The following is a 21,661-nucleotide window of genomic DNA, read 5'->3' on the forward strand; positions in this document are numbered from 1 at the left end:
GTGGCGATCATAACGCTCCCCTACAGGTACCTGGAACGGCTGACCGGGGTTGACCGGGAGACGATCATCGAGCGCCTCCCGATGATCGGTGCCGATATCGAGCGGGTCGAGGAGGATCACGTGGATGTTGAGTTCTTCCCCGACCGGCCTGACCTCTACTCGCCGGAGGGTGTCGCCCGTGCGGTGCGGGGTTTCCTCGGGATAGAGGTGGGGCTGCCGGTCTACAGCGTCCGCCCATCGGGTATAACCTTCTCGGTGGATCCGGGGCTTGCCGATATCCGGCCGTGCCTGGGCTCAGCGGTGATCCGGAACGTCAACCTCGATGAAGAGTCAATCGAGTCGCTTATGGGGCTCCAGGAGGCCCTCCACTGGGCGGTCGGCCGCGGCCGAGGCAAGGTGGCGATAGGCGTCCACGACCTTGACGCTGTCAGGCCGCCATTCCGCTACATCGCCTCGCCCCGGGATCGGTCGTTTGTCCCGCTGGACTTTGAGAGGGAGATGACGATGGAGGAGATCCTGGTCGACCACCCGAAGGGCCGGGATTACGCTCACCTGGTGGAGAACTTCCCGAAATTCCCGCTGATCGTCGATGCCGATGACCGGGTGCTCTCGTTTCCGCCGATCATCAACGGCGAGGTTACGCGGGTCACGGCGGCGACGAGGAACATCCTTCTCGACTGCACCGGTACCGACCGGAAAGCGGTGATGACGGCGGTAAACATCATCTGCACGGCGCTAGGGGAGGCGGGGGCGAGCATCGAGTCGGTCAACGTGGATGGGGAGGAGATGCCCACCCTTGCACCGGCGGAAAGACTGGTCTTTGTTGAGGACTGTTCTTCTCTCCTCGGGATCCCGCTCACACCGGGAGAGATGGCGCGGCTGCTTGGCCGGATGAGGTTTGGCGCTGAACCTGCGGACGATTCACGGGTCAGGGTCCGGATCCCCTGTTACCGGGCGGACATCCTCCACGACTGGGATGTATTTGAGGATGTGGCAATCGCCTACGGGTTTGAGAACTTCGAGGCCACCCTGCCGGCGGTCTCAACCATCGCTGCGGAGCACCCGGTCAAGACGATAGAGGGGGCGGTTCGGTCGGTGATGACGGGGCTTGGCTACATAGAGATGATACAGTTCACCCTCACGAACGAGAGGGTGCTGTATACGAACATGCAGCGGTCTCCATCGCCGGGGACGGTGAGGCTGCTCCACCCGATCAGCGAGGAGCAGACGGTGGTGCGAACCGACCTGCTACCGCTGTTGATGGAGGCTCTGTTTGCAAACAAGCATCGTGACCTGCCGCAGCGGTTATTTGCGGTGGGCGATGTGGTGGAGGACTGTCTGACCTACCAGAAGGTGGCGGCGGTCAGCATCCACCCGGCGGCAGACTTCTCGGAGGCCTACGCGGCGGCGGACGTCCTGTGCCGGGAGGTCTCGATCGGCTACAGTGTCAGGGAGTCGGCCGATCCGGCGTTCATCGAGGGGCGCCGCGGGGATATAGTTCTCGATGGAAGGGTTGTGGGGGTGTTCGGGGAGATCCACCCGGCTGTGCTGCGGGCGTTCGATCTCGAGCACCCGGTTGCGGCGCTGGCGCTCGATCTCAGAGCCGTACCGGGATACCCCGCTCCGCCAGGTACTCCTTCACCTGGCGGACGGTGAACTCGCCGTAGTGGAAGACGCTTGCTGCAAGGCAGGCGTCGGCCTTTCCTTCTGTGAACCCTTTGTAGAAGTGTTCGAGCGATCCCACGCCGCCGCTTGCGACGACCGGGATCCCGACCGATTCCGAGACAGCGCGGGTGATTGGGATATCAAACCCCTCCCGGGTGCCGTCGGTCTCCATGCTTGTGAGCAGGATCTCGCCGGCGCCGCGCTCTTCGGCCTCCATCGCCCATTTGATGGCGTCAAGCCCTGTGGGTCTGCTGCCGCCGTGGGTCACGACCTCGTACCAGCACTCCCGGCCGTCGGCGAGGGTGATCGGCGTCCTGCCGGCGGCCATATCGTAGTTGCGCCGGACGTCTATTGCGACGACGATGCACTGGGTGCCGAACCTCCCGGCGCCCTTTGTGATGAGGTCGGGGTCTTTGACTGCGCTTGAGTTGATGCTCACCTTGTCGGCGCCAGCCCGGAGGATCTGTTTCATGTCTTCGATGCTCCGGATGCCGCCGCCGACGGTGAGGGGAAGGAAGAGGTGGTCCGCCGCCCGCTGCACCACATCGATGATGGTGCCCCGGTCCTCGCGGGTGGCGGTGATGTCGAGGAAGACCACCTCGTCGGCGCCCTGCTCGTTGTAGCGCCGGGCGAGTTCCACGGGGTCGCCCGCATCCTGCAGCCCGACGAAGTGCGTGCCCTTGACGACCCGTCCATCTTTGAGGTCGAGGCAGGGGATGATCCGCTTCGTTAAAACCATGAGTACTGGTTATTTAGCGTGAGTTGATGAGTGTTTTGTTCTGCGGGGGTGATCGATGGCAGACGTTCCGGGCGGCATGGCTGTATTGGGGGGGATCTCTCCAACCCCAACGGGGCGATTCTCCATCGATACCGTGCCACGGGGGACGAGCAGATCTCTGCCGTCAGTGAGAACCCCCTCCCTGGAGACGGCCATCGAGTCAGTCGCCAGACACTCGCCAGCCCCCTCTTGAGCGGCCGGGAGGTGAGGGTGGCTCGACGAGAGAGGTTTTAACCGGCTTGCCGAGACGGGTTGGGGCGATCCACCATGGATGCGGCGGGCGGGGAGGACAACTCTGGCGTCACGCTGAACACCCCCCCTCTGCACGGCTTCCAGCCCCATCACCACCCACCGTCTCCCTCCCTCACCCTGCACTCCCCTTCCCTGCTGCTGTAGCCCTCCCCGTCAATAACCCCCCTACGTTTAAGTTCTCCGGGAGAATACTTTTAGAGACAAACCGGAGGAGCATCCGGCGGGATTAACCGGTCTGGTGGTTTTTATGGAGTCTGGAGATCTTAAGATAGCATGGGCGCGGCAGTACATGCCGGTACTCTCGTCCATCCGGAACCGTTTTGTTGAGGAAAAGCCGTTCTCCGGCATTACAATCGGGATGGCGCTGCACGTCGAGGCAAAGACCGCGGTACTTGTCGAGACGCTGGCGGCAGGCGGCGCCGAGGTGCACATCACCGGGTGCAACCCCCTCTCAACCCAGGACGATGTCTCCGCCGCGCTCAACACCCGCGAGGGGATCCATTCCTACGCCCGCCGGGGCGCCGGGGTGGAGGACTACTACGCGGCCATCGACCGGGTGCTCGACGCACGGCCGGCGATCACCATCGACGACGGCATGGACCTCATCCATCGCCTCCACACGGAACGCCGGGAGGTGCTGGAGACGGTCATCGGCGGCTGCGAGGAGACCACGACCGGCATCCACAGGCTTCGCGCGATGGCGCGGGATGGAGCGCTCAGGTTCCCGGTCGTCGCCGTCAACGACACCCCCATGAAACGTTTCTTCGACAACGTCCACGGCACCGGCGAGAGTTCGCTTGCATCGATCATGATCACCACAAACGTCCTCATCGCCGGCAAACGTCTCGTCGTTGCGGGATACGGTTACTGCGGCCGGGGACTTGCTCAGAAGGCCAGGAGCCTTGGCGCCAGGGTCATCGTGACCGAGGTCGATCCCCGGCGGGCGCTCCAGGCGCACATGGACGGGTTTGACGTCATGACGATGGATCAGGCAGCGCCGCTCGGCGACCTCTTCATCACCACCACCGGGAACAGAAGCATCATAACGGAACGCCACTTCCCGAAGATGAAGGACGGTGCAATCCTTGCAAACGCCGGGCATTTCAACGTAGAGATCGATCTCGACTGGCTCGCCTCGCACGCCGGCTCCACTGTCCGCCGCGACGGCATCGATACCTACATCTTGGACGGAAAGGCGGTTCACGTCCTCGCCGAGGGCAGGCTCGTGAACCTCGCCACCCCCAAGGGCATGGGTCACCCCATCGAGGTGATGGACCTCAGTTTCGCCGTCCAGGCTCTCTCCGCCCGCTACATCGCGAAGCACGGCCGCGAACTCAAACCCGGGGTTCACGATGTCCCATCAGAGATCGACGAGGAGGTGGCGCGACTGAAACTCGATGCACTCGGTCTCTCTATCGACCGGCTGACACCCGAACAGGAGGCCTACATGAACTCCTGGACGATTGGGACGTGACCCGGTCTTTCGACCTTTTTTTTTGCCGCTCGTGTCGAAACCTTAACGCTTCTCCCCGCCGACCCTTCTTCTCATGTGGCAGGCGCTGGATATCGAGGCCTGGATTGCCGGCCGGCGGTCTGACCTCGACCGGGTCAAAGAACCCGTCTCTCAGATCATCGCAAGGGTGCGGGCGGAAGGCGACGCCGCTCTCCTCGACCTGACGAAGAAGTTTGACGGCATCGACCTCGAGGAGATCGCCGTACCGAAAGAGGAACTGGAGGCGGCCTACGACCGCGTGGATGCCCGGCTGGTTGAGAGCCTGGTGGAAGCAGAGGCGCGCATAAGCGCGTTTCACGAGTTGCAGCGCGGGCGTGACCTCTGGCTCCAGGAGATGGAGCCAGGGATCACCCTGGGCGTCAGGACGACGCCCCTCTCCCGTGTGGGGGCATACGTCCCCGGCGGGCGTGCGGCATACCCCTCAACCGCCCTTATGTGCACCGTCCCGGCAAAGGTCGCCGGCGTCTCTGAGATCTGCTGCTGCACCCCGCCGCCGGTCAGCCCGATAACCCTGGTCGCACTCGACATAGCCGGGGTGGACGAGGTCTACCGTATCGGCGGCGCCCAGGCCATCGCGGCGATGGCAATCGGGACAGAGACCGTCCCCCGGGTGGAGAAGATCGTCGGCCCCGGGAACGTCTACGTCACCGCCGCGAAGATGCTCCTCCGGGACGAGGTAGAGATCGACTTCCCGGCAGGCCCAAGCGAGATCGCCGTCCTCGCCGACGAAACGGCCAACCCGACCTTCATCGCCGCCGATATCCTGGCCCAGGCCGAGCACGACCCCAACGCCGCCTGCGTCCTCGTGACCACCCGCCCCGGTCTCGCCGATGCCGTCGGCGCCGAAGTGGAACGGATGGTTGCCGGGTCAGAACGCCGCGAGATCATCATGAAAGCGCTTGGGAACTCGGGTTATGTCCTGGTATCAGACCTCGACGAGGGCGTGGCGACGATCGATGCGATCGCTCCCGAGCACCTCTCGATCCAGGTCTCCGACCCGCTTGCGGTCTTAAACCGCGTCAGGAACGCCGGGTCTATCTTTGTCGGGCCATACGCCGCTGTGGCCTGCGGCGATTACGCCTCCGGCACAAACCACGTCCTCCCCACAGCGGGCTACGCCGCCATATACTCGGGGCTCGATCTCAACCACTTCTGCCGGCGGTCGACCGTCCAGGTTATCAGCCGCGAGGGGCTTTTAGCCATCGCCGACGTCGTGGAGACGATCGCCGATGCCGAAGGGCTCCACGCCCACGCCGAATCGGTGCGGGTTCGAAGGAAGGGGTGAGCGGAGGTCTCTCTTTGAGGGGCGATTCCACTCCATGACCGGTTTTTTCCGGTTCTGCATGTATTTTATCTCTGTGTGGTGAGGTGATCACAATGCCGGACGAGAAGCGGAAGGCGGAACTGAAGGTCACCGGGATGCAGTGTGCATCCTGCGCCCTCAACGTGGAGCGTGCTCTCACGGCCAGGGAGGGCGTCCATGATGCCCGTGTCAACCTGGCCACCGGGACCGCCAGCGTCGACTACGACCCCGCAAAGACCACAATCGCCGATATCGAGCAGGCGGTCATCGATGCCGGTTACGGCGTCCTGAAGAGCACCGCCACCGTCAGGATCGGCGGGATGGTCTGTGCCTCCTGCGCCAGCGTTGTTGAGGCCTCGCTCACCGGTCTCGAAGGCGTCTACGACGCCCGGGTCAACCTCGCCGCCGAGAACGCTTATATCGTCTACAACCCGGAACTGGTCACGATCGCTGATATCCGCGCCGCCATCGAGGATGCCGGTTACACCTACCTGGGGCTCGAGGAGGAGATCCCCGCGGATATCGAGGAGAAGATGCGCGAGGAAGACCTCCGCGAGAAGTTCCGGCGGTTCACCATCGGGTTTGCGGTGAGCGTTCCGCTGTTTGTAATCATGCTCCTCGGCATACCCGGTATGCTCGCTCTCCCTCTCTCCTTTAACCTGATCCTGCTCATCATCACCCTGCCGGTCTTCGTCTACGTCAGCGCCCCGATCTTTAAGGCGGCCGCTTCGGCGCTCCGTCACCGGGCGCTGACGATGGACGTTATGTACGCCATGGGCATCGGTGTCGCCTACGGTGCAAGCATACTCGGGACTTTTGAGGTTCTCCTCACCCCGGAGTTCGCCTTCTACGACACCGCCGTTATGCTGGCCTCGTTCCTGATGCTCGGCCGATACCTCGAGGCCCGGGCAAAGGGGAAGACGTCTGATGCCATCAGGAGCCTTGTAGGCCTGCGGCCCAAGACCGCGACGGTCATCCGTGACGGCCGGGAGGTCGAGGTCCCGGTCGAGGCGGTGGTCCCAGGCGAGATCATCATTGTCCGGCCTGGGGAGAAGATGCCGGTGGACGGGGTGGTCATTGGCGGGGAGAGTTCAGTCGATGAGTCGATGATCACCGGTGAACCCATACCGGTCGAGAAGCGGGAGGGCGACGCGGTCGTCGGCGGAACCCTGAACGTGAACGGCGTCCTCCGCATCCGCGCTGAGCGGGTGGGGAAGGAGATGGTCCTTGCACAGATCATCAGGCTTGTTCGGGAGGCCCAGGGCTCAAAACCGTCTGTTGAGCGGATCGCCGACGTCGCGGTCACCTACTTCATCCCGGCCGTTCTTGCAGTTGCCACTGCCGCGTTTCTTGTCTGGTACCTCGTCCTCGACGCTTCTCTCCTCTTCTCTCTCACGGTGCTGATCTCCGTCCTGGTGGTTGCCTGCCCCTGTGCGCTCGGTCTTGCCACCCCGACCGCTGTGACCGTCGGGATCGGCCGGGGCGCAGAACTCGGGCTCCTCATCAGGAACGGTGAGGCGCTCGAGGTCTCGGAGAAGTTGACCACGGTCGTCTTTGACAAGACCGGGACGCTCACCCGCGGGAAACCGGACGTCACCGATATCGTCCCGTTAGGGGTTGCGGAGGAGAGGCTTCTATCGATTGCCGCGGCGGTCGAGTCAAACTCGCAGCACCCGCTCGCAACGGCGATCGTGCGCCGGGCGGAGAGCGCGGGTCTTGACCTTCCACCATCGGAGCGGTTCACGACATTCGGCGGCCTGGGTGTGACCGCCCTTGTTGAGGGCGCGGAGGTGCTGATCGGGAACCCGCCCCTCCTCACCGGGCGCGGTGTCACCCTCCCGCCGGAGGCGGCGGAGAGGATCGCCGCCCTCCAGGACGAGGGGAAGACAGTGGTCCTCGTCGCCGTCGGCGGAACGCTTGGGGGGGTCATCGGCATCGCCGACACCCTCAAACCGACGACAAAGAGCGCTGTTTCCGAACTGAAGAGGATGGGGCTTGCCGTGATGATGCTCACCGGCGACAACGAGCGGACAGCAACCGCGATCGCCCGGGAGGTCGGGATAGAGAACCTACGTGCCGGGTTGATGCCGCAGGAGAAGGTCGAGGAGGTCCGCGCCCTCCAGCAGCGGGGCGAGGTTGTTGCCTTCGTCGGCGACGGGATCAACGACGCCCCCGCGCTTGCGCAGGCGGACGTCGGTATCGCCATAGGGAGCGGGACGGATGTAGCGATAGAGAGTGGGGACATCGTCCTGATCCGCGACGACCTGACCGACGTGGTCGCGGCCATCCAGGTCTCCCGGAAGGTGATCTCCCGGATCAGGCAGAACCTCTTCTGGGCGTTTGCCTACAACGCCGCTCTGATCCCTATTGCCGCGGGTCTGCTCTACCCCTTCTTCGGGATCACCTTCCGCCCGGAACTTGCGGCGCTCGCGATGGCGCTCTCCTCGGTGACGGTTGTCTCGCTCTCCCTGATGCTCAAGACTTATATACCCCCGGCGAAGAGATCGGAGATTGATACAGATGGCAGTTGATCCGGTATGCGGGATGGAGGTCGATGAGGCGGCCGCCAGGTTCAAAACTGAGTACAAAGGCAGGACCTACTACTTCTGCGCCCCGGGGTGCAAGAAACTCTTCGAACGCGACCCGGAGGCCTACCTGAAGAAGTTGTGATCCCTTTCCGGCGGCGCAATCAGAACCGGTAGACCGCGCCGCCGAACCTCCCGCCGTGCCGCCCCTCTCCGGGGGCGAGGTCGGTGGTATCGTCGCAGATCCCGCGGAGGACGGCGCTTGCGTTGTCAGCGAAGTGGACTGTCCAGGCCTCCGGTGTCCGGGGCTGGATCTCACCGTGGGGTCCGTGGTGCGACATGATGATGTGGAGGATGTGCGCGAACCGTGCAGGGTCGACGCCGTCGGCGTGCCGCATGACCGCGGCGGCCCCGATCGCGGTGTGCCCGACCAGGGTGTATTCGGGGAGAGCGACGAACGAGAACCCCTGGCGCCGGAAACAGGAGGCTTTCCCGACATCGTGGAGGAGGGCGCCGGCGAGGATGACATCGGTATCCATCGCCGCCCGCCTGACGCTTCCCGCCAGTGCAACCGCGTTCTCCGCGGTCTCAAGGGTGTGCTCGGCAAGCCCGCCGGTGCAGGCGTGGTGGCGCCGTTTCGCTGCCGGGGCTTCGAAGAACCCCGGCGTCTCCTCAAGAACCCGGCCGACGAGAGAGGAGATGCCGGGGTCGCCGATCATCGCGGCCATGCGTGCCAGCCCCTGGCGGACGGCGGCGGTCTCTACGGGGGCGTAGACGAAGAGGGAGGGCTCGATCCCCTCCAGCGGCAGAGGTTCTGCCAGGGAGAAGATGCCCTCGTTGACGTTGACCTCGCACGTGCCGTTGTAGACCTTCGCGTAGCCCGTGATGCGGTAGACCTCGCCCTGCCTGATACCGCGGCAGAACGCCTCTATCTCTTCGGCGCTCTGGCTCCCCGTCCCCCAGACCTTGCAGGCTCCCCGGCCGCTGCGGTCGGATATGGTGAGGTGGATGTACTTCCCGCCGTCCTTCTTCTCCCGGACCTCTGCCGAATCCACAACGAATGGTGCGTCGACCGGGACACCGCCGGTTATCTCCCCGACAAAGACATTCTTCTCGACCACAGTGGCCAGCACTCCTGAGAGAGAGTTCTGTCCCGGACGAAACTTAAAACCCGGTGGTCTGTTTGCCAGCGCCCCCCCCGGCAAGATTCAGGCTGACCCCGTCTGACCCTTCTGCCGGGCGTAACGTTCGGCAAGCGAGTCCAGAGTCTCGACCTCGTCCAGGCTCTTGTCGTCTCTCACCCGGACAAACCTGGGGAAACGGAGGGCATACCCGCTCTCGTAGTTAGGGCTTGTCTGGATCTCGGAGTAACCAACCTCAAAGACCACACCTGGCTCGAAAGTGACCTCTTTTCCTGATCGGGCAATCACCCGATCCTTGAAGAGGTCGTAGAGGTCTGCCAGAACTTCGTCTGTGATCCCGGTCGCCACCTTCCCGACCGGGAGGAGCCGGCCGCCCTCGTCCTGGACGGCGAGCAGGAACGACCCGAACATCCCGGCCCTCCGGCCCTCTCCCCACTCGGCCCCGATCACGGCGAGATCTAGCGTCTCGACGCCGGGCTTAACCTTCACCCAGAGCCGGCCGCGGACGCCGGGGGTGTAGGGGGAGTCCAGGACCTTCACCATAACCCCTTCGTGGCCGAGGTTCAGGGCGTCGGCGTAGATCTCCTCTGCCCGGGCGGGATCGCCGGTCTGGAACTGCGGGGCGACGTGGTCGTGAAGGGTCTCCTCGAGGTATCTTCGCCGCTCCGAGAGGGGGCGGTCCACCAGCGACTCGCCGTCAAGGTAGAGGATATCGAAGACCTGGGGGACGAGTTCTATCTGCTCCATCATCGAGTCGATCTCGTGTTTCCGCCGGAACCGCCGGATCACGTACTGGAAAGGCATGGGCCTCCCTTCGCGGACGGCGATCGCCTCGCCGTCCAGGATGACGTCATGGCCGGTGGCTTCCATGAGGTGGCGTGCGACGTCGGGAATGCTCTCTGTGACGTCTTCGAGTTTTCGCGAGTAGATCCGGCACCTCTCGCCAACCTTGTGGAACTGGAACCGGCTTCCGTCGTATTTGTACTCGACGGCGACGGTGCCGTGTTCGGCGATCTGGTCGGCGATGGTGCCAGCCTGCGCAAGCATCATCTTTACCGGCCGAAACGGCCTGATCCTGACGCGGGAGAGTTCTTCGGGATTCTTCCGGGCGAGGAGGGCGACCTCCCCCAGGTCGTTTATAACCTGCTGGGCGTGCTCAACCAGGTGGACATCCACCCCGAAAGCCCGGGCGATGGCGTCGCGGACGTTCCCTTCGCCCATGCCTATCCGGAGTTCTTCGAGCATAAGTCTGGCCAGGTAACGCCCCTCTATCGGGCGGGCGTTGCCAAAGAGCCCTTCTGCCACCCGGAGTTTCTCCCGCTGCGATCGCTGCCCTTCGGCGGCCGCCATCCGTTCGAACCCCCGGTAGACATCGAGGAGTTCGAGTTCCTGGATGAAGAAAGAGGTCTGTTCTTTCTTTGCCAGGAGTTCCTCGACCGCAAGCCCCACGTCGCCTGTCCTGTTGACCGCCTCAACAACGGTCTCTCGCTTCACCCCTGCAACGTAGGCCACGGCGTCGTAGAGGAGGTTTGGACCCACGCCGAGTTTTCTGGTGCTCCAGTCGGGGAAGGTCCTGCCCATGATGAACCTGACGAAGATGGGAAGGTCGGTCTCGTCAAGTCCGGGGAGGACGGTGGCGACCTCTTCGATCATCTCCAGGCGTCCGGAGATTCCTTCAAGGTGTTCGCAGATGCGGGCGAACTCCAGAAACTGCATACCCATATCCCTTCTGTAGTAACTTTCCCGGTGGGGAGAATCAACCCTTCTGTCCGGTTCTGCATGATTGATGTGGTTCTGGTCCCTAAACCTTACTGATGCAGCAGGATGAAGAACTCAAGGATATGTTGCGCGACCTCATCTGGCTCAATGCCCTGATCGCGACTGAACTGATCCAGATCACGGAGAACACGTCCGGGATCCTCAGGCGGGCGCCGCCGCCGGAGTCGTGTATCGCTGAACACGCGGCTCTCCGGGCGACGGCTCTCGATATCGCCGACCGCTATCGGCCGGGGACGATGCTCCGGCAGCACGTTGAGAAGCACCGCTGATGCCGGCCGGGTCTGCTGCGGCTCCCAAACACTCAATAACTGGATGAACAGATCCAGTGATCGGTGAGGTTTGATGAAACTCCTGATTGTGATTGCACCGGAACGGTTCAGGGATGAGGAGCTGGAGGTCCCGAGACGGGCGTTTCTGGAGGCCGGGATAGATGTGGATATCGCCTCAACGGTCACCGGGAGGTGCAGGGGGATGCTCGGCGGCACAGCGGCGGCGTCCCTGACGTTTGACGACGTCAATCCCGACAACTACGACGGGATCGTTCTGGTGGGCGGAAGCGGCTCTCCGGACCACCTCTGGGGGAACCGGAAACTCCAGAGCCTTGTTCGGTCGTTCTTTGAGCAAGGCAAGATTGTCGCTGCCATATGTCTCTCGCCGGTCGTGCTTGCGCGCGCCGGGATCCTGGCCGGGCGGCAGGCGACGGTCTACCCGAGCCCGGACGCCATAAGGGAGATGAAGAAGGCGGGGGCAAACCTCGTCAGCGTCCCCGTCGTCGCCGACAGGCAGATTGTAACCGGGAACGGTCCTGAGGCTGCGGCACAGTTTGCCGATGCCGTTATATCCAAACTGGAGTGCTGAGCGGGGCGGCGTTGTTGAGACCCGGGTTGTGGGGGTGTTTTTCAGATCCCTGCCTGAAAAGAGAGCGGTCAGTGAGACGGTGAGACAGGGACGATTCGCCATCGATGCCGTGTCCGGGAGGAGCCGTTACGGTGAAACCCTCCCCGTGCACGGCCTTCCGGGCCACTCGCCGCCCCGCATTGCAACTCAGAAATCAAACAGCGTCTTCTGCGTTCTCAGTTCCGGGATGAGGTGGCTGTAGGCCTGCCAGTGGGAGAACCCGACCAGCCTTGAGGCCAGGTCGACCGCCTGGTCGAGGCTGGCGCACGGCGTCCCGGGGCCACGCATAGCGTTTCTCGCGGCTTCCCGGACGACCCAGGTGCCGAGCGGCGCCCAGTACTCGCCTGTGACGTGCCGGAGGACCAGAACCCGTGCGGACCGCTGCACGCCATCCAGGTACTCCGCCACCGCCAGACGTGCCGAGTAGTAGGCCCCCGCAAGCGGCGAGTAGCCGGATTTTGTCAGACCCTCGCCGTCGCGGGCGATCGTCTCATCCCCCTGCCCCCAGAGCGACTGCCTGCCCCAGACCTCGATCATCTCGAACTTCCAGTCGCCCGGAACCAGGATGCAGACGATATGGTTGCCATACAGCGATGCCGGGAAGACCCTGATCCCATCGAGCGGCGGGTAACGCGCGATCTTCTTCTTGAGGCGTTTTGAGACGGTGTCATCGACCGCCGTGATCGCCCAGCGCGTCGGGACTATATGCCGTTTCTTATCGCTTCCAAGCAGTCCGGCTGTGAGGAGCTGGGTTATCCGGTAGACATCGGTCCCGGAGGAGTGGAGGAGGCCGCACGCCTCGGTCGCGGATAGGTCGGTGTCCGACGTCACCCGGTCGACCGGTCTCTCCACCCGGGGGTTGTCCAGGACATCCAGGTGCCGGATGGCGCCGGTGAGGCCTATGGGTGCGATCGTCCCGTCGAACCGGAGATCGAAAGTGACGGGTTTTACAAACTGCGCCTCGACATCGAGCGGTCTGCTCGATAACGCTATATCCTGGATGCTCCCCGCAACGCTCTTCGACTCGCCGGCGCCGTGGATCGTCCGCGCCCGAAGCCCGACTACATCGTCGATCTGGAGGCCCCGCGCAACCCAGTCCGGCGGGTTGTCGGTGTCGTCGATCATAAGCGGCCCCGCCGCAACATTCGGATAACCGTAACTCCCCACAAAGACCGATGGCGCGGAACCCTGGTAGCGGTCGCCCGGCCTGACCTGGAGCCGGGCGTAGAACCGGCTCATGACGGGGCACTTCTCAAGCCCGCAGAGCCCTTTTCCTTTGCACTCGGCACAGCGCATCATTCAGCGCTCCCGGAGGTCGAGGAGTATACGCACCCTTCCATCGATGGCGTTCAGCGTCTCCTCCACCCAGTCCTCCCACCTCGAAGCCCGGAGGTCTCTTCTCTTTGCAATCTCCCGGCCGAGATCGTCGTCCCGGCCGTCGATAACCTCAACCACCACCGAGCCCGGGGCATACCCCGGCTCCACGATGGCGTCGGCGTCCCCGTCGACCACGCCGAAGACGGGGATCCCGGCATGGGAACAGATGTGCCCGCAGACGGCGGTGGTGTCATCGCCGATGGCAAGCACTCCGCATACATCATCCCCGATCGCCGTATAGAGGGTGTGGCCGCAGTGGTCGACGACCGCCACCCTCCCGCCGCGGCAGACCCGGCTGCCCTGCCGCGGGGGTGCGGAACGCACCGGCCCGCTCTTGCACCAGGCCCTGGTGATATCCGGGAGACCGGAGCGGAGGAGTTTCTCAAATCCGTGGGGTTTGGGGTCGAGACCGGAGACCGCCTTCAGCGAGCCATTCTCCATCGCGAGGACGACCGTATCCGCGGTTGTTGTCCCTATGACCACCCCGTTGACAAAGACCGCCTCCCCGGGGATGCACCCCCGGATCTCCCGCTGCCCGTCCTGCGGTTTCGCCGTGCTCCTCGCGAGAACCAGGTCGCAGCCCGTCCGGAGCGCGATCTCCTCTGCGAGAGCGGCATCGCCGCGGTTCCAGCAGTAGACGGTTCCGCTCGAGGTCTCGACGTGGACGAGTCCCGGGAGCCTCCCGGCAACGATCTCGCCAAAGATCCGCCCGGACTCCGGGGTCTTACCCCGGTTGAGCAGGAACGCGGGCTCCCGCAGATCTGAAAGCACCCTGCTCGGGCGCTCGTCCGTGCAGGTGACCGGGAGTCCGGACTCCTCGGCGGCGGTCCTCGCCATCACCCCGGCGACGAGCACCCGCCGCGGGCGGAGGAGCCCCATCAACCGCTCGACGTCCCCGGCATCGAAGGCCGCGGGGCCATGCACCACCATGACCGCGTTCATTGGAGAGATTGGGTCTTTGCGGGGTATCAGGTTACCGTCCCGAGGAGTTCTGGGTGGGGAGGAAGGGGCTCAGGGCGCTTGCGAGTTTTGCGAGATCCATCGACTGCAGGATGACCCGGCCGGGGCCGGTCAGCGTGGTCAGGAAGAGCCCCTCGCCCCCGAAGAGGACGGTCTTCACCCCGCCGGCAAGCGCGATGCTGTAGTCGACGGTGCTGTCGAACCCGACAACAAGCCCTGTCTCCACCCGGATCACCTCGCCTTCCCCAAGCATCATCTCCTTGATGTCGCCGCAGCAGTGGAGGAACGCCTTCCCGCTCCCGGAGAGCCGCTGTAGGATGAATCCCTCCCCGCCGAACGCTCCCGCGCGGAGCTTCTTGGTGAAGGCTATATCGAGGTCGATCCCAGGTTCCGAGCAGAGGAACGCGTCCTTCTGGGCGATGAACTCTCTCCCGTCAAGGTCGAGGGTGAAGATCTTCCCCGGGACGTTCCCGGCGAAGGCGACAAACCCCTCCCCCTTCTCCGGGGTGAACTCGGTCATGAAGAGGCTCTCCCCGGTCACCACCCGCTTGAGCCCCTTGAAGAGTCCGCCCTTCACGTTGGTGGTCATCTTCATGTTGCCGCTCATGTTGACCATGGCGCCGGCCTCGGCGCAGACGCTCTCGCCGGGGGCGAGGCGGATGGTCACCATCTGGAGGTTGTCTCCTGTGATCTCGTAGTGCATGCTGATGAGTATTGAATCGGGGAAGAATATCCTTTCCCCTCTGCGGGGGAGTCTTGTTGAGGGTATCAAACCGGTAATTCCCGGGTCCTGGGGGTGGTCGATGAGAGGGCGTTTACCGCCGGCGCGGCAGAACGCTTATCGTCTGGAAGGGGCATCTCTCCGCATGGGATCCGGGCGCGCGGGACCGGGGATGGTGGATCCCCGGGATGTGCCTGTGGGCGATGTCTACATAACGCTTGATGAGGTCAGGATAGTCCTTGATAGACAGGGCCGCCGCTGCGTCCGGTGCGGCGCTCCGCTGCGTCCGGGGCTGACCTATTTTGATCTCCGGCGGCCGGTGATCTGCGGTGGCTCCCGGACGCCGGGGAACGTTGAGGCCCTCTGCCCCTCCTGTCATCGGAGGCATATGCGCCGGATCAGGGAACTGCTGGCCATGCACCAGAGGAGGTGAACTACCCCGCGCCTCTCGGGCGTGGCTTCATGCTTCATCCTCCTCCCCACCGGGAGCAGGTCCACAGGCCCAACGGCGCGTCCCGCGCCTGGCATCATGTTGCTTGGTTATCGCAACACAGAAACAGCATTGCTGGATGGATAAACAGAAAAACGTATCGTATTGAAATTGGTTACGGAAAGGGTGGGGTCTTCCCGCTCTGCCTCCTTCACCCCCGCAAGATAAATAATCCTCCGTGCACACCTACCGTCTGTATGACCTGCATGTTGAGGCTGGCCGCTGCTCTCTTCCAGGTCACGGCGCCGGCTCGATGCCGCCCTCACCCCCGGGACGCCCGAGAACCTGGCGGCAATAACCCTCCCGTGGAGCCGGGCGGCTGCCGGTTTTGTTCTCGGGTCGATCCGGCGGGGCGCGTAACCTATTCGACCTTCTCTTTGCCGGGATGAGACAGTTCCAGGCGTTCCCGATCAGGTCGGCCCTCCCGGCGGCGAGGAGCCCTTCCCGGACGAGGTTGTAGTTCTTCGGGTCGCGGTAGTGGAGGAGAGCCCGCTGGATCTTCTTCTCCCGGCCTTTCGGGACATGGACTTCTTCCATGGTGAAGGGGTCAAGCCCGGTGTGGTAGATGGTTGTCGAGATGCTCATCGGGGTTGGGGTGAAGTCCTGGACCTGCTCGGTGTATAGCCCGGTCTCCCGGACGTAGACTGCGAGTTCGATCATGTCCTCGATCCGGCACCCGGGGTGGCCGGACATGAAGTAGGGGAGGAGGTACTGCCGTCTCCGTCTTCCTTTCTGGAGGGCCTCGAACCGTTCCCGGAAGGCGTCAAAGACCTGGCGGGGGGGTTTTCCCATGCAGGCGCAGACCCGTTCAGATATGTGTTCTGGAGCGACCTTGAGGTGGCCGGATATGTGCCGGGCACAGATCCGGGCAAGGTAATCCTCTTCTGGGGGGATCAGGTCGTAGCGGATGCCTGAGGCGATGAAGACCCGTTTCACTCCCGGGATCTCGGAGACCCGCTGGAGCATCCGGAGTTGTTCCCGGTGGCTGCGGTCAAGCGAGGGGCAGTCGATGCAGCGGCGGTCGGGGCAGGTGCCGGCGGTCTCCCAGCGGCTGCAGCGGAGGGAGTACATGTTTGCCGTGGGGCCGCCGATGTCCTGGACGACTCCGCGGAACTCCGGCATCTCTGTCATCCGTTCAACCTCGCGGACGATAGAGTCGATGCTCCGGCTCTGGATGATCCGGCCCTGGTGGTGGGTGAGTGCGCAGAACGAGCAGCCGCCGAAACAGCCGCGGTGGCTGACGAGGGAGAACCTGACGGGGTCGAGCGCGGGTATGGGTTCGGTGTATGAGGGGTGTGCCCGCCGGGTGTATGGGAGTTCGTAGACGTGGTCGAGTTCGGCGGTCGAGAGCGGCATAGCCGGGGGGTTCTGGACGATGACGGTCTTTGGGTGCGGCTGGACGACGGGGCGGCCGCGGATGGGGTCCTGTTCGGCGTAATGCATCGCAAACGCTCTGGCGTAGGCGTGGCGATCGGATCTGAGATCGTCGTAGGAGGGGAGGACGGTGCAGCCGGAGTGGTCGGCGCTCCGCCATGCGGCGAGGTCGAGGCGGTGGGCGGTGCCCGGGATCCCGGTGAGGGGTTCTCCGGCGGCGAGGCGGCCGGCGATCTCGACGACCTGGCGTTCGCCCATGCCGTAGACGAGGAGGTCGGCTGGGGCGTCGGCCAGGATGGACTGGCGGACGGTGTCTGACCAGTAGTCGTAGTGGGCGAACCGCCGGAGGCTTGCCTCTATCCCGCCGATGATGATGGGGGTGTCGGGGAAGAGGGCGTGGACGCGGTCGGTGTAGACCAGGGTTGCGCGGTCGGGCCGGAGGAGTCGGCCGCCGGGGGAGTAGACGTCTGAGCGCCGGCGTTTGAGGTTTGGGGTGAATGCGTTCACCATCGAGTCGACGTTTCCGGCCGATATGGAGAAGAAGAGGCTGGGCTCGCCGAGACGCCTGAGATCGGTCTCTCCGCGCCAGTCTGGCTGGGCGATGACGCCGACGGTGTAGCCGGCGTCCACGAGCACCCGGCCGATGATGGCGGTTCCGAAGGAGGGGTGGTCGACGTAGGCGTCGCCGGTGACGAGGATGATCTCGAAGCGGTCTCTCCCCTCCGGGGTCATGGGGAGGAACTCTGGCTGCCGGCCGGTCATTGGAGCGTCCGGTCAAAGACGGGGAGGTTTACGCCGGTCTTCTCGTCGTGGATCCGTTTTGCGGTGATGCCGATGAACTCGGTGATGATGGCCTCGATGACCAGGTAGACCTCTGCCCTATCCCGGAGGCAGCCGGCGAGCGAGCGCATCCCCTTCCCCGCGGCGGTGTGGAGGTGGATGGAGGGGCCGTCGTCGCCGGGGTAGATGGTTGCAAACCCGATGAGTTCCCAGCCGCCGAAGATCTCTTCACCGTGGGGGGATGGTGGGATGACCGGCTCTTTTGGCCCGGTGACGAGTCTTGCCGACCGGACGGCGCCCAGGAACTGGATGGTGCCGCTCTGGATCGCCATCGCCGTGACAAACCGCTGGATCTCCTGGAGGAAGTCTTTCCCGTCGTCGATCCGGACGGTAAAGACCCTGCCGACCTTTCCTTCTGAGTACTGCATGGGATCGATCAACTCTTCTGATAGATGGCACCGGGAGGTATTAGTTCTGACTGAGGGGGCGGCGGGTGATGATGCTGCCGGGCGTTCTGCTCTCGATCATACCTGCATCCGGGGTGCTGAAGGGTTTTGCTCGCCGCTGCTCTGTCGTATACACGGGTCGGAACAGATAAATACCTCGACAGGAGAAGACCCCTGCATGGCAACCGGTGTCAGTGGATGGCGGGGGGCTATCCTTGGGGCGCTGCTGATCGGTGTAGTCTCGCTTTCTGGCGTGCTGAACTCCATCCCTGAGCAGGCCGGGATGTTGGTCTTCCTCTTCGGCGGAGGGCTCATCGCCGGGCTCCTCACGGAGGGGGCAGTGAAGGAGGGTGCCATCAGCGGTGCTGTCTGCGGGGTGATTGCGGCCATTATCGTGGCCGCTATAACAGCCATCATGGGCCTGAGAACGCCCGATCCAGAGTATCCGGCGCCCTGGGCGACGTTTGGCTTCTACGCCCTCTTCCTCATCATACTCCTGCTCCCCTACAACGCCATCGGCGGCGCTGCCGGAACCCTGGTGCGAAACGGAATCCGGGGAGGCGGCACCCCGGCCAGAACGCCGTGGGCCGGGGTCGTGATCGGCACGATCATCATCGTAGCCTTTTTCATCGTAGCCTTTTTCATCGCCGCCCCCGGCCCGCTGCTCATCGTCGCACCAATCGTCGGCGGTTTCATAGCAGGATTCGGTGTCGTGGGAGGGGCGAGGGACGGCCTCGATGCCGGGTTTGTGACGGCGCTCTTCGGGACAGGGCTCTGCTCGCTCCCGCTCCTCTGGACGGCATCGTATGGTGAGGGGTTTGTCGCCGGGCTTGCGGGGATGGTGATGATCGCTCTCGGGTATCTCTACATAATCCTCGGGACAGCCGCCGGGGTCGTCGGTGCGGCGGTGCGGGCGAAACTCCGGAAGGATGAGGTCGGCGGGGGGTGAGCAGCGTCCTCCCCGTGGGGAACGGGTTCGGTATACCGTTGCCGGGTTGATGGCGAACGTGAGCGGGAGGGGGGAGATGGACCGTGATGAAGAGGGGGTGCCCCCGCTACGTCTGGCATGTGGGCATTTCCCGTAGTTCGCCTCCTCTTTTCGTATGAAAATGTCAAAGGGGGTGGGTGGCCCTCTCCGCTCTCACCCCCTTACCGGTTGACTTTTGGTTCTCAGGCGAGTAAATTCGGTACCCCGCACTCAACAGGGTTTCGACGGCATCATCAATCGAGATCTTCGGCAGGGTCATGCGCGCCGGGAGTTTCCGCACCCTCTTGAGTCCCGGTTCGACGTAGGATTCCCGGTTCACCAGGAGATGCCACAGGATACTGAGGATCTTCCGGGCGAGAGCAACAATTGCCTTATTCCTCCCTCGGCGGTAGGCGATCCGCCGGAAGAAGGAGGAGAAGACAGTACCTGTAGTCCGGCTGGCCGCCTGGGCCGCCTGCACCAGGATCCAGCGGAGACTCTTTGACCCCTGTTTCGTGATCTTGCCGCACACCTGGGTATCAGCAGATTGATAGACTGACGGTGCCAACCCAGCCCAAGAAACCAGATGACTCGCGGTGGAGAAATCCCGGACATCACCCAGTTCTGCGAGAATTGTTGTTGCTGCGGTGATGCTGATCCCCGGCACCGAGGTACAGATCGCGACTGCCTCCAGCTGGGGATCCTCGAGCGAGGCAAGGATCAACTCATCCAGATGAGCGATCTTCTCCTCGATCTCCTCAAGCAGATGCAACTGGGTCGTAAGGAGATGCAACTGGATGGGGGAGAGTGGGCTACCCTGGAGGATCTCCCGGAGTTGATCGGCACGGCGGAGGATCCGGGGCGAGGGGATAGTCGCGAGGGTGGTCTCCAGGTCCTTCTGTTCGGCAAGACCTGAGAGGAGGTGACGACCTGATTTCCCGAAAAGATCTTTGAGCGCCAGGTTCAGGCGGATACCCGCGCTATCCAGGATCTTATGAATCCGGTTCTTGATGGTTGTCCGGGTTCTGACCAGTGTCTCCCGGTTGCGGGTCAGATCCCGGAACTCACGATCGCGCCGGGGAAAGATCCGGGAGGGCCGGATCAACCCGTGGAGAGCGAGTTCGGCAATCCATCGGGCATCGTTCATGTCTGTCTTGCGTCCTGGGATACTCTTGATCTGACGCGCGTTGGCAACAATCGTTCGAATATCTGACTCGAGTTCCAGGAAGAGTCGATACCAGTAGATCCCGGTCGATTCCATGGCAACGATCTCACACCCTTCAGCAAGCACAAGGTCTTTTAGTGCCAGAATCCCATTGAGAGTGTTGTGGAAGCGATGCTGAGAGGCTTCTCCAGATCGTGAGAGAATGCAGACCTGGAGAAACATCTTGTGAACATCGATTCCACATACTATGGTTGGTTCCTTCATAATACCTCACGAGATGGGGTAGCTCCAAAACACTTCAGGAGCGTTTTCGTATACGCATTCGCTGATGCAGGTATGCTTCCGAAACGATGGCTGGGTTAGTTTTTTGCACGGGCTCAGGTCCCAAAAAGGGGTCAGCTTTCACTACCCCAGGAGAAATGGCCACCCGACTATTTTAATAGGGTATGCTTGTGGCCCAAAGGGCATCATGTAGTTTTTTATAGTGACCTGCCACTCAAAGACGCGGAGGTCCTCCTCCCTTCTGGTCTCCTTTACATCTATAATACCGATTGTTCACGCATTACAGGGGCATTTTTGAAAAGAAAGTGATTTACGCCAGAATTGGTGTAGGTAGGCGCCTGAACTTTCAGGGAGTTATGGTTCTACAGAACTGACTGCGGGGTTGCAGTCCTTGTTTTGCTGGAAGGTCGTATGCAACTCCCGCAGGAGCATGCAGAGTATGCGAAAATGGGGCATTGGGAGGGTTGCAGTCCTTGTTTTGCTGGAAGGTCGTATGCAACGTGAAAAATTTCACTCGCTACAACGGTGGGTGGATCAAGTTGCAGTCCTTGTTTTGCTGGAAGGTCGTATGCAACGGATATGATCGAATGTGGATTTGCAACTGAGAAAGAGTTGCAGTCCTTGTTTTGCTGGAAGTTCGTATGCAACCTACTACTACTACTGTACTAAACCATGTACAGATGTTGCAGTCCTTGTTTTGCTGGAAGGTCGTATGCAACCCACTGAGTACGCGTGTCTTCCGCCGCCGTGATACCGTTGCAGTCCTTGTTTTGCTGGAAGGTCGTATGCAACGTATCCTGATACACGGCGGTGAGGGTGTGGGTAAAACCAGTTGCAGTCCTTGTTTTGCTGGAAGGTCGTATGCAACTTAACGAGACTCTCATCAAGGAGACCAAACCTAAACGCAGTTGCAGTCCTTGTTTTGCTGGAAGGTCGTATGCAACTCAAACACGACCTGAGGCAACCGGATCGGATCCTGTGTTGCAGTCCTTGTTTTGCTGGAAGGTCGTATGCAACCTGAGCGGGAGAGTATAATCAAACCGCATTGACACAGTTGCAGTCCTTGTTTTGCTGGAAGGTCGTATGCAACCTGAGCGGGAGAGTATAATCAAACCGCATTGACACAGTTGCAGTCCTTGTTTTGCTGGAAGGTCGTATGCAACATTGAATTGGTTGAGGGGCACGGAACGCCCACAATGAGTTGCAGTCCTTGTTTTGCTGGAAGGTCGTATGCAACCTGAAGGG

General features: G+C 62.6%; 18 protein-coding genes and 1 CRISPR repeat array (1 of these 19 only partly in view). Of the genes, 9 read left to right on the plus strand and 9 right to left on the minus strand.

Going from position 1 to position 21,661, the window contains the following annotated elements; all coding sequences use genetic code 11:
• Positions 1–1,656: a phenylalanine--tRNA ligase subunit beta gene (gene pheT, locus R6Y96_RS04185; RefSeq protein WP_318622264.1), complete on the plus strand. Its 1,656-nt coding sequence runs from the start codon at positions 1–3 to the stop codon at positions 1,654–1,656.
• On the opposite strand, the gene hisF is transcribed toward pheT, so the two are convergent.
• Positions 1,598–2,404, minus strand: coding sequence for an imidazole glycerol phosphate synthase subunit HisF (gene hisF, locus R6Y96_RS04190; protein WP_318622266.1), 807 nt, complete (start codon positions 2,402–2,404; stop codon positions 1,598–1,600). The two genes, pheT and hisF, sit on opposite strands and share 59 nt — an antisense overlap.
• Before the next feature lie 538 nt (positions 2,405–2,942).
• Between hisF and R6Y96_RS04195 the strand changes: the two genes are divergently transcribed.
• The 4 genes from R6Y96_RS04195 to R6Y96_RS04210 all read left to right on the plus strand — a co-directional run bounded on the left by R6Y96_RS04195 (position 2,943) and on the right by R6Y96_RS04210 (position 8,181).
• Positions 2,943–4,169 carry an adenosylhomocysteinase gene (locus R6Y96_RS04195; RefSeq protein ID WP_318622268.1) on the plus strand — a complete coding sequence of 409 codons (1,227 nt, stop codon included), beginning with the start codon at positions 2,943–2,945 and terminating at the stop codon, positions 4,167–4,169.
• A 73-nt stretch (positions 4,170–4,242) separates the two neighbouring features.
• Complete coding sequence (gene hisD, locus R6Y96_RS04200; protein ID WP_318622270.1) at positions 4,243–5,493, plus strand: histidinol dehydrogenase; 1,251 nt, start codon at positions 4,243–4,245, stop codon at positions 5,491–5,493.
• A 92-nt stretch (positions 5,494–5,585) separates the two neighbouring features.
• Positions 5,586–8,042, plus strand: coding sequence for a heavy metal translocating P-type ATPase (locus R6Y96_RS04205; RefSeq protein ID WP_318622272.1), 2,457 nt, complete (start codon positions 5,586–5,588; stop codon positions 8,040–8,042).
• On the plus strand, positions 8,032–8,181 hold the full coding sequence (locus tag R6Y96_RS04210; protein ID WP_214022503.1) for a YHS domain-containing protein: 150 nt from the start codon (positions 8,032–8,034) through the stop codon (positions 8,179–8,181). Before R6Y96_RS04205 ends, R6Y96_RS04210 begins: the two co-directional genes overlap by 11 nt.
• 19 nt (positions 8,182–8,200) lie before the next feature.
• On the opposite strand, the gene R6Y96_RS04215 is transcribed toward R6Y96_RS04210, so the two are convergent.
• Positions 8,201–9,169, minus strand: coding sequence for an HD domain-containing protein (locus R6Y96_RS04215; protein WP_318622276.1), 969 nt, complete (start codon positions 9,167–9,169; stop codon positions 8,201–8,203).
• Positions 9,170–9,244: 75 nt separating this feature from the next.
• Complete coding sequence (locus R6Y96_RS04220; RefSeq protein ID WP_318622278.1) at positions 9,245–10,894, minus strand: ATP-dependent DNA ligase; 1,650 nt, start codon at positions 10,892–10,894, stop codon at positions 9,245–9,247.
• A gap of 98 nt (positions 10,895–10,992) precedes the next feature.
• Between R6Y96_RS04220 and R6Y96_RS04225 the strand changes: the two genes are divergently transcribed.
• Both R6Y96_RS04225 and R6Y96_RS04230 read left to right on the plus strand, forming a co-directional pair.
• Positions 10,993–11,226 carry a hypothetical protein gene (locus R6Y96_RS04225; RefSeq protein WP_214022506.1) on the plus strand — a complete coding sequence of 78 codons (234 nt, stop codon included), beginning with the start codon at positions 10,993–10,995 and terminating at the stop codon, positions 11,224–11,226.
• Positions 11,227–11,299: 73 nt separating this feature from the next.
• Complete coding sequence (locus R6Y96_RS04230; protein WP_318622280.1) at positions 11,300–11,815, plus strand: DJ-1/PfpI/YhbO family deglycase/protease; 516 nt, start codon at positions 11,300–11,302, stop codon at positions 11,813–11,815.
• A gap of 186 nt (positions 11,816–12,001) precedes the next feature.
• On the opposite strand, the gene R6Y96_RS04235 is transcribed toward R6Y96_RS04230, so the two are convergent.
• From R6Y96_RS04235 to R6Y96_RS04245, 3 genes are read right to left on the minus strand one after another with little or no spacing between them, the layout of a single operon-like run.
• Positions 12,002–13,150: a hypothetical protein gene (locus R6Y96_RS04235; protein WP_318622483.1), complete on the minus strand. Its 1,149-nt coding sequence runs from the start codon at positions 13,148–13,150 to the stop codon at positions 12,002–12,004.
• 3 nt (positions 13,151–13,153) lie between these two features.
• Positions 13,154–14,173 carry a DUF2117 domain-containing protein gene (locus tag R6Y96_RS04240; protein ID WP_318622282.1) on the minus strand — a complete coding sequence of 340 codons (1,020 nt, stop codon included), beginning with the start codon at positions 14,171–14,173 and terminating at the stop codon, positions 13,154–13,156.
• A gap of 31 nt (positions 14,174–14,204) precedes the next feature.
• Complete coding sequence (locus R6Y96_RS04245) at positions 14,205–14,894, minus strand: TIGR00266 family protein (RefSeq protein ID WP_318622284.1); 690 nt, start codon at positions 14,892–14,894, stop codon at positions 14,205–14,207.
• A 163-nt stretch (positions 14,895–15,057) separates the two neighbouring features.
• Here R6Y96_RS04245 and R6Y96_RS04250 point away from each other — a divergent pair, with 163 nt between their 5' ends.
• Positions 15,058–15,345: an HNH endonuclease gene (locus R6Y96_RS04250; protein WP_318622285.1), complete on the plus strand. Its 288-nt coding sequence runs from the start codon at positions 15,058–15,060 to the stop codon at positions 15,343–15,345.
• Between the two features lie 294 nt (positions 15,346–15,639).
• Here R6Y96_RS04250 and R6Y96_RS04255 read toward each other — a convergent pair whose 3' ends face one another.
• Together R6Y96_RS04255 and R6Y96_RS04260 are read right to left on the minus strand one after the other, a co-directional pair.
• Positions 15,640–17,538 (minus strand): YgiQ family radical SAM protein, encoded by a 1,899-nt coding sequence (locus R6Y96_RS04255; protein WP_318622287.1) that lies wholly within the window; start codon positions 17,536–17,538, stop codon positions 15,640–15,642.
• The gene (locus R6Y96_RS04260; RefSeq protein ID WP_318622289.1) at positions 17,535–17,996 is read right to left on the minus strand and encodes a PPC domain-containing DNA-binding protein; all 462 of its coding nucleotides are present in this window, start codon (positions 17,994–17,996) and stop codon (positions 17,535–17,537) included. The genes R6Y96_RS04255 and R6Y96_RS04260 overlap by 4 nt, the downstream gene beginning before the upstream one ends.
• Before the next feature lie 184 nt (positions 17,997–18,180).
• Between R6Y96_RS04260 and R6Y96_RS04265 the strand changes: the two genes are divergently transcribed.
• Entirely contained in the window at positions 18,181–18,951 is a 771-nt protein-coding gene (locus R6Y96_RS04265) for a DUF5518 domain-containing protein (protein ID WP_318622290.1), read from the plus strand.
• 163 nt (positions 18,952–19,114) lie between these two features.
• On the opposite strand, the gene R6Y96_RS04270 is transcribed toward R6Y96_RS04265, so the two are convergent.
• Entirely contained in the window at positions 19,115–20,398 is a 1,284-nt protein-coding gene (locus tag R6Y96_RS04270; RefSeq protein ID WP_318622291.1) for an IS110 family RNA-guided transposase, read from the minus strand.
• A gap of 399 nt (positions 20,399–20,797) precedes the next feature.
• Positions 20,798–21,661: a CRISPR direct-repeat array (repeat unit 37 nt; unit sequence GTTGCAGTCCTTGTTTTGCTGGAAGGTCGTATGCAAC) (it continues 659 nt past the right edge of the window).

This window comes from Methanoculleus receptaculi (assembly GCF_033472595.1).
Taxonomy (GTDB): Archaea; Halobacteriota; Methanomicrobia; order Methanomicrobiales; family Methanoculleaceae; genus Methanoculleus; species Methanoculleus receptaculi.

What these genes read in the sequence shown, in the direction of transcription:
- hisF (WP_318622266.1), bottom strand. Translation starts at nt 2,404, where the DNA reads ATGGTTTTAACGAAGCGGATCATCCCCTGCCTCGACCTCAAAGATGGA.
- R6Y96_RS04195 (WP_318622268.1), top strand. Translation starts at nt 2,943, where the DNA reads ATGGAGTCTGGAGATCTTAAGATAGCATGGGCGCGGCAGTACATGCCG.
- hisD (WP_318622270.1), top strand. Translation starts at nt 4,243, where the DNA reads ATGTGGCAGGCGCTGGATATCGAGGCCTGGATTGCCGGCCGGCGGTCT.
- R6Y96_RS04205 (WP_318622272.1), top strand. Translation starts at nt 5,586, where the DNA reads ATGCCGGACGAGAAGCGGAAGGCGGAACTGAAGGTCACCGGGATGCAG.
- R6Y96_RS04210 (WP_214022503.1), top strand. Translation starts at nt 8,032, where the DNA reads ATGGCAGTTGATCCGGTATGCGGGATGGAGGTCGATGAGGCGGCCGCC.
- R6Y96_RS04220 (WP_318622278.1), bottom strand. Translation starts at nt 10,894, where the DNA reads ATGCAGTTTCTGGAGTTCGCCCGCATCTGCGAACACCTTGAAGGAATC.
- R6Y96_RS04225 (WP_214022506.1), top strand. Translation starts at nt 10,993, where the DNA reads ATGCAGCAGGATGAAGAACTCAAGGATATGTTGCGCGACCTCATCTGG.
- R6Y96_RS04230 (WP_318622280.1), top strand. Translation starts at nt 11,300, where the DNA reads ATGAAACTCCTGATTGTGATTGCACCGGAACGGTTCAGGGATGAGGAG.
- R6Y96_RS04235 (WP_318622483.1), bottom strand. Translation starts at nt 13,150, where the DNA reads ATGCGCTGTGCCGAGTGCAAAGGAAAAGGGCTCTGCGGGCTTGAGAAG.
- R6Y96_RS04240 (WP_318622282.1), bottom strand. Translation starts at nt 14,173, where the DNA reads ATGAACGCGGTCATGGTGGTGCATGGCCCCGCGGCCTTCGATGCCGGG.
- R6Y96_RS04245 (WP_318622284.1), bottom strand. Translation starts at nt 14,894, where the DNA reads ATGCACTACGAGATCACAGGAGACAACCTCCAGATGGTGACCATCCGC.
- R6Y96_RS04250 (WP_318622285.1), top strand. Translation starts at nt 15,058, where the DNA reads ATGGGATCCGGGCGCGCGGGACCGGGGATGGTGGATCCCCGGGATGTG.
- R6Y96_RS04255 (WP_318622287.1), bottom strand. Translation starts at nt 17,538, where the DNA reads ATGACCGGCCGGCAGCCAGAGTTCCTCCCCATGACCCCGGAGGGGAGA.
- R6Y96_RS04265 (WP_318622290.1), top strand. Translation starts at nt 18,181, where the DNA reads ATGGCAACCGGTGTCAGTGGATGGCGGGGGGCTATCCTTGGGGCGCTG.
- R6Y96_RS04270 (WP_318622291.1), bottom strand. Translation starts at nt 20,398, where the DNA reads ATGAAGGAACCAACCATAGTATGTGGAATCGATGTTCACAAGATGTTT.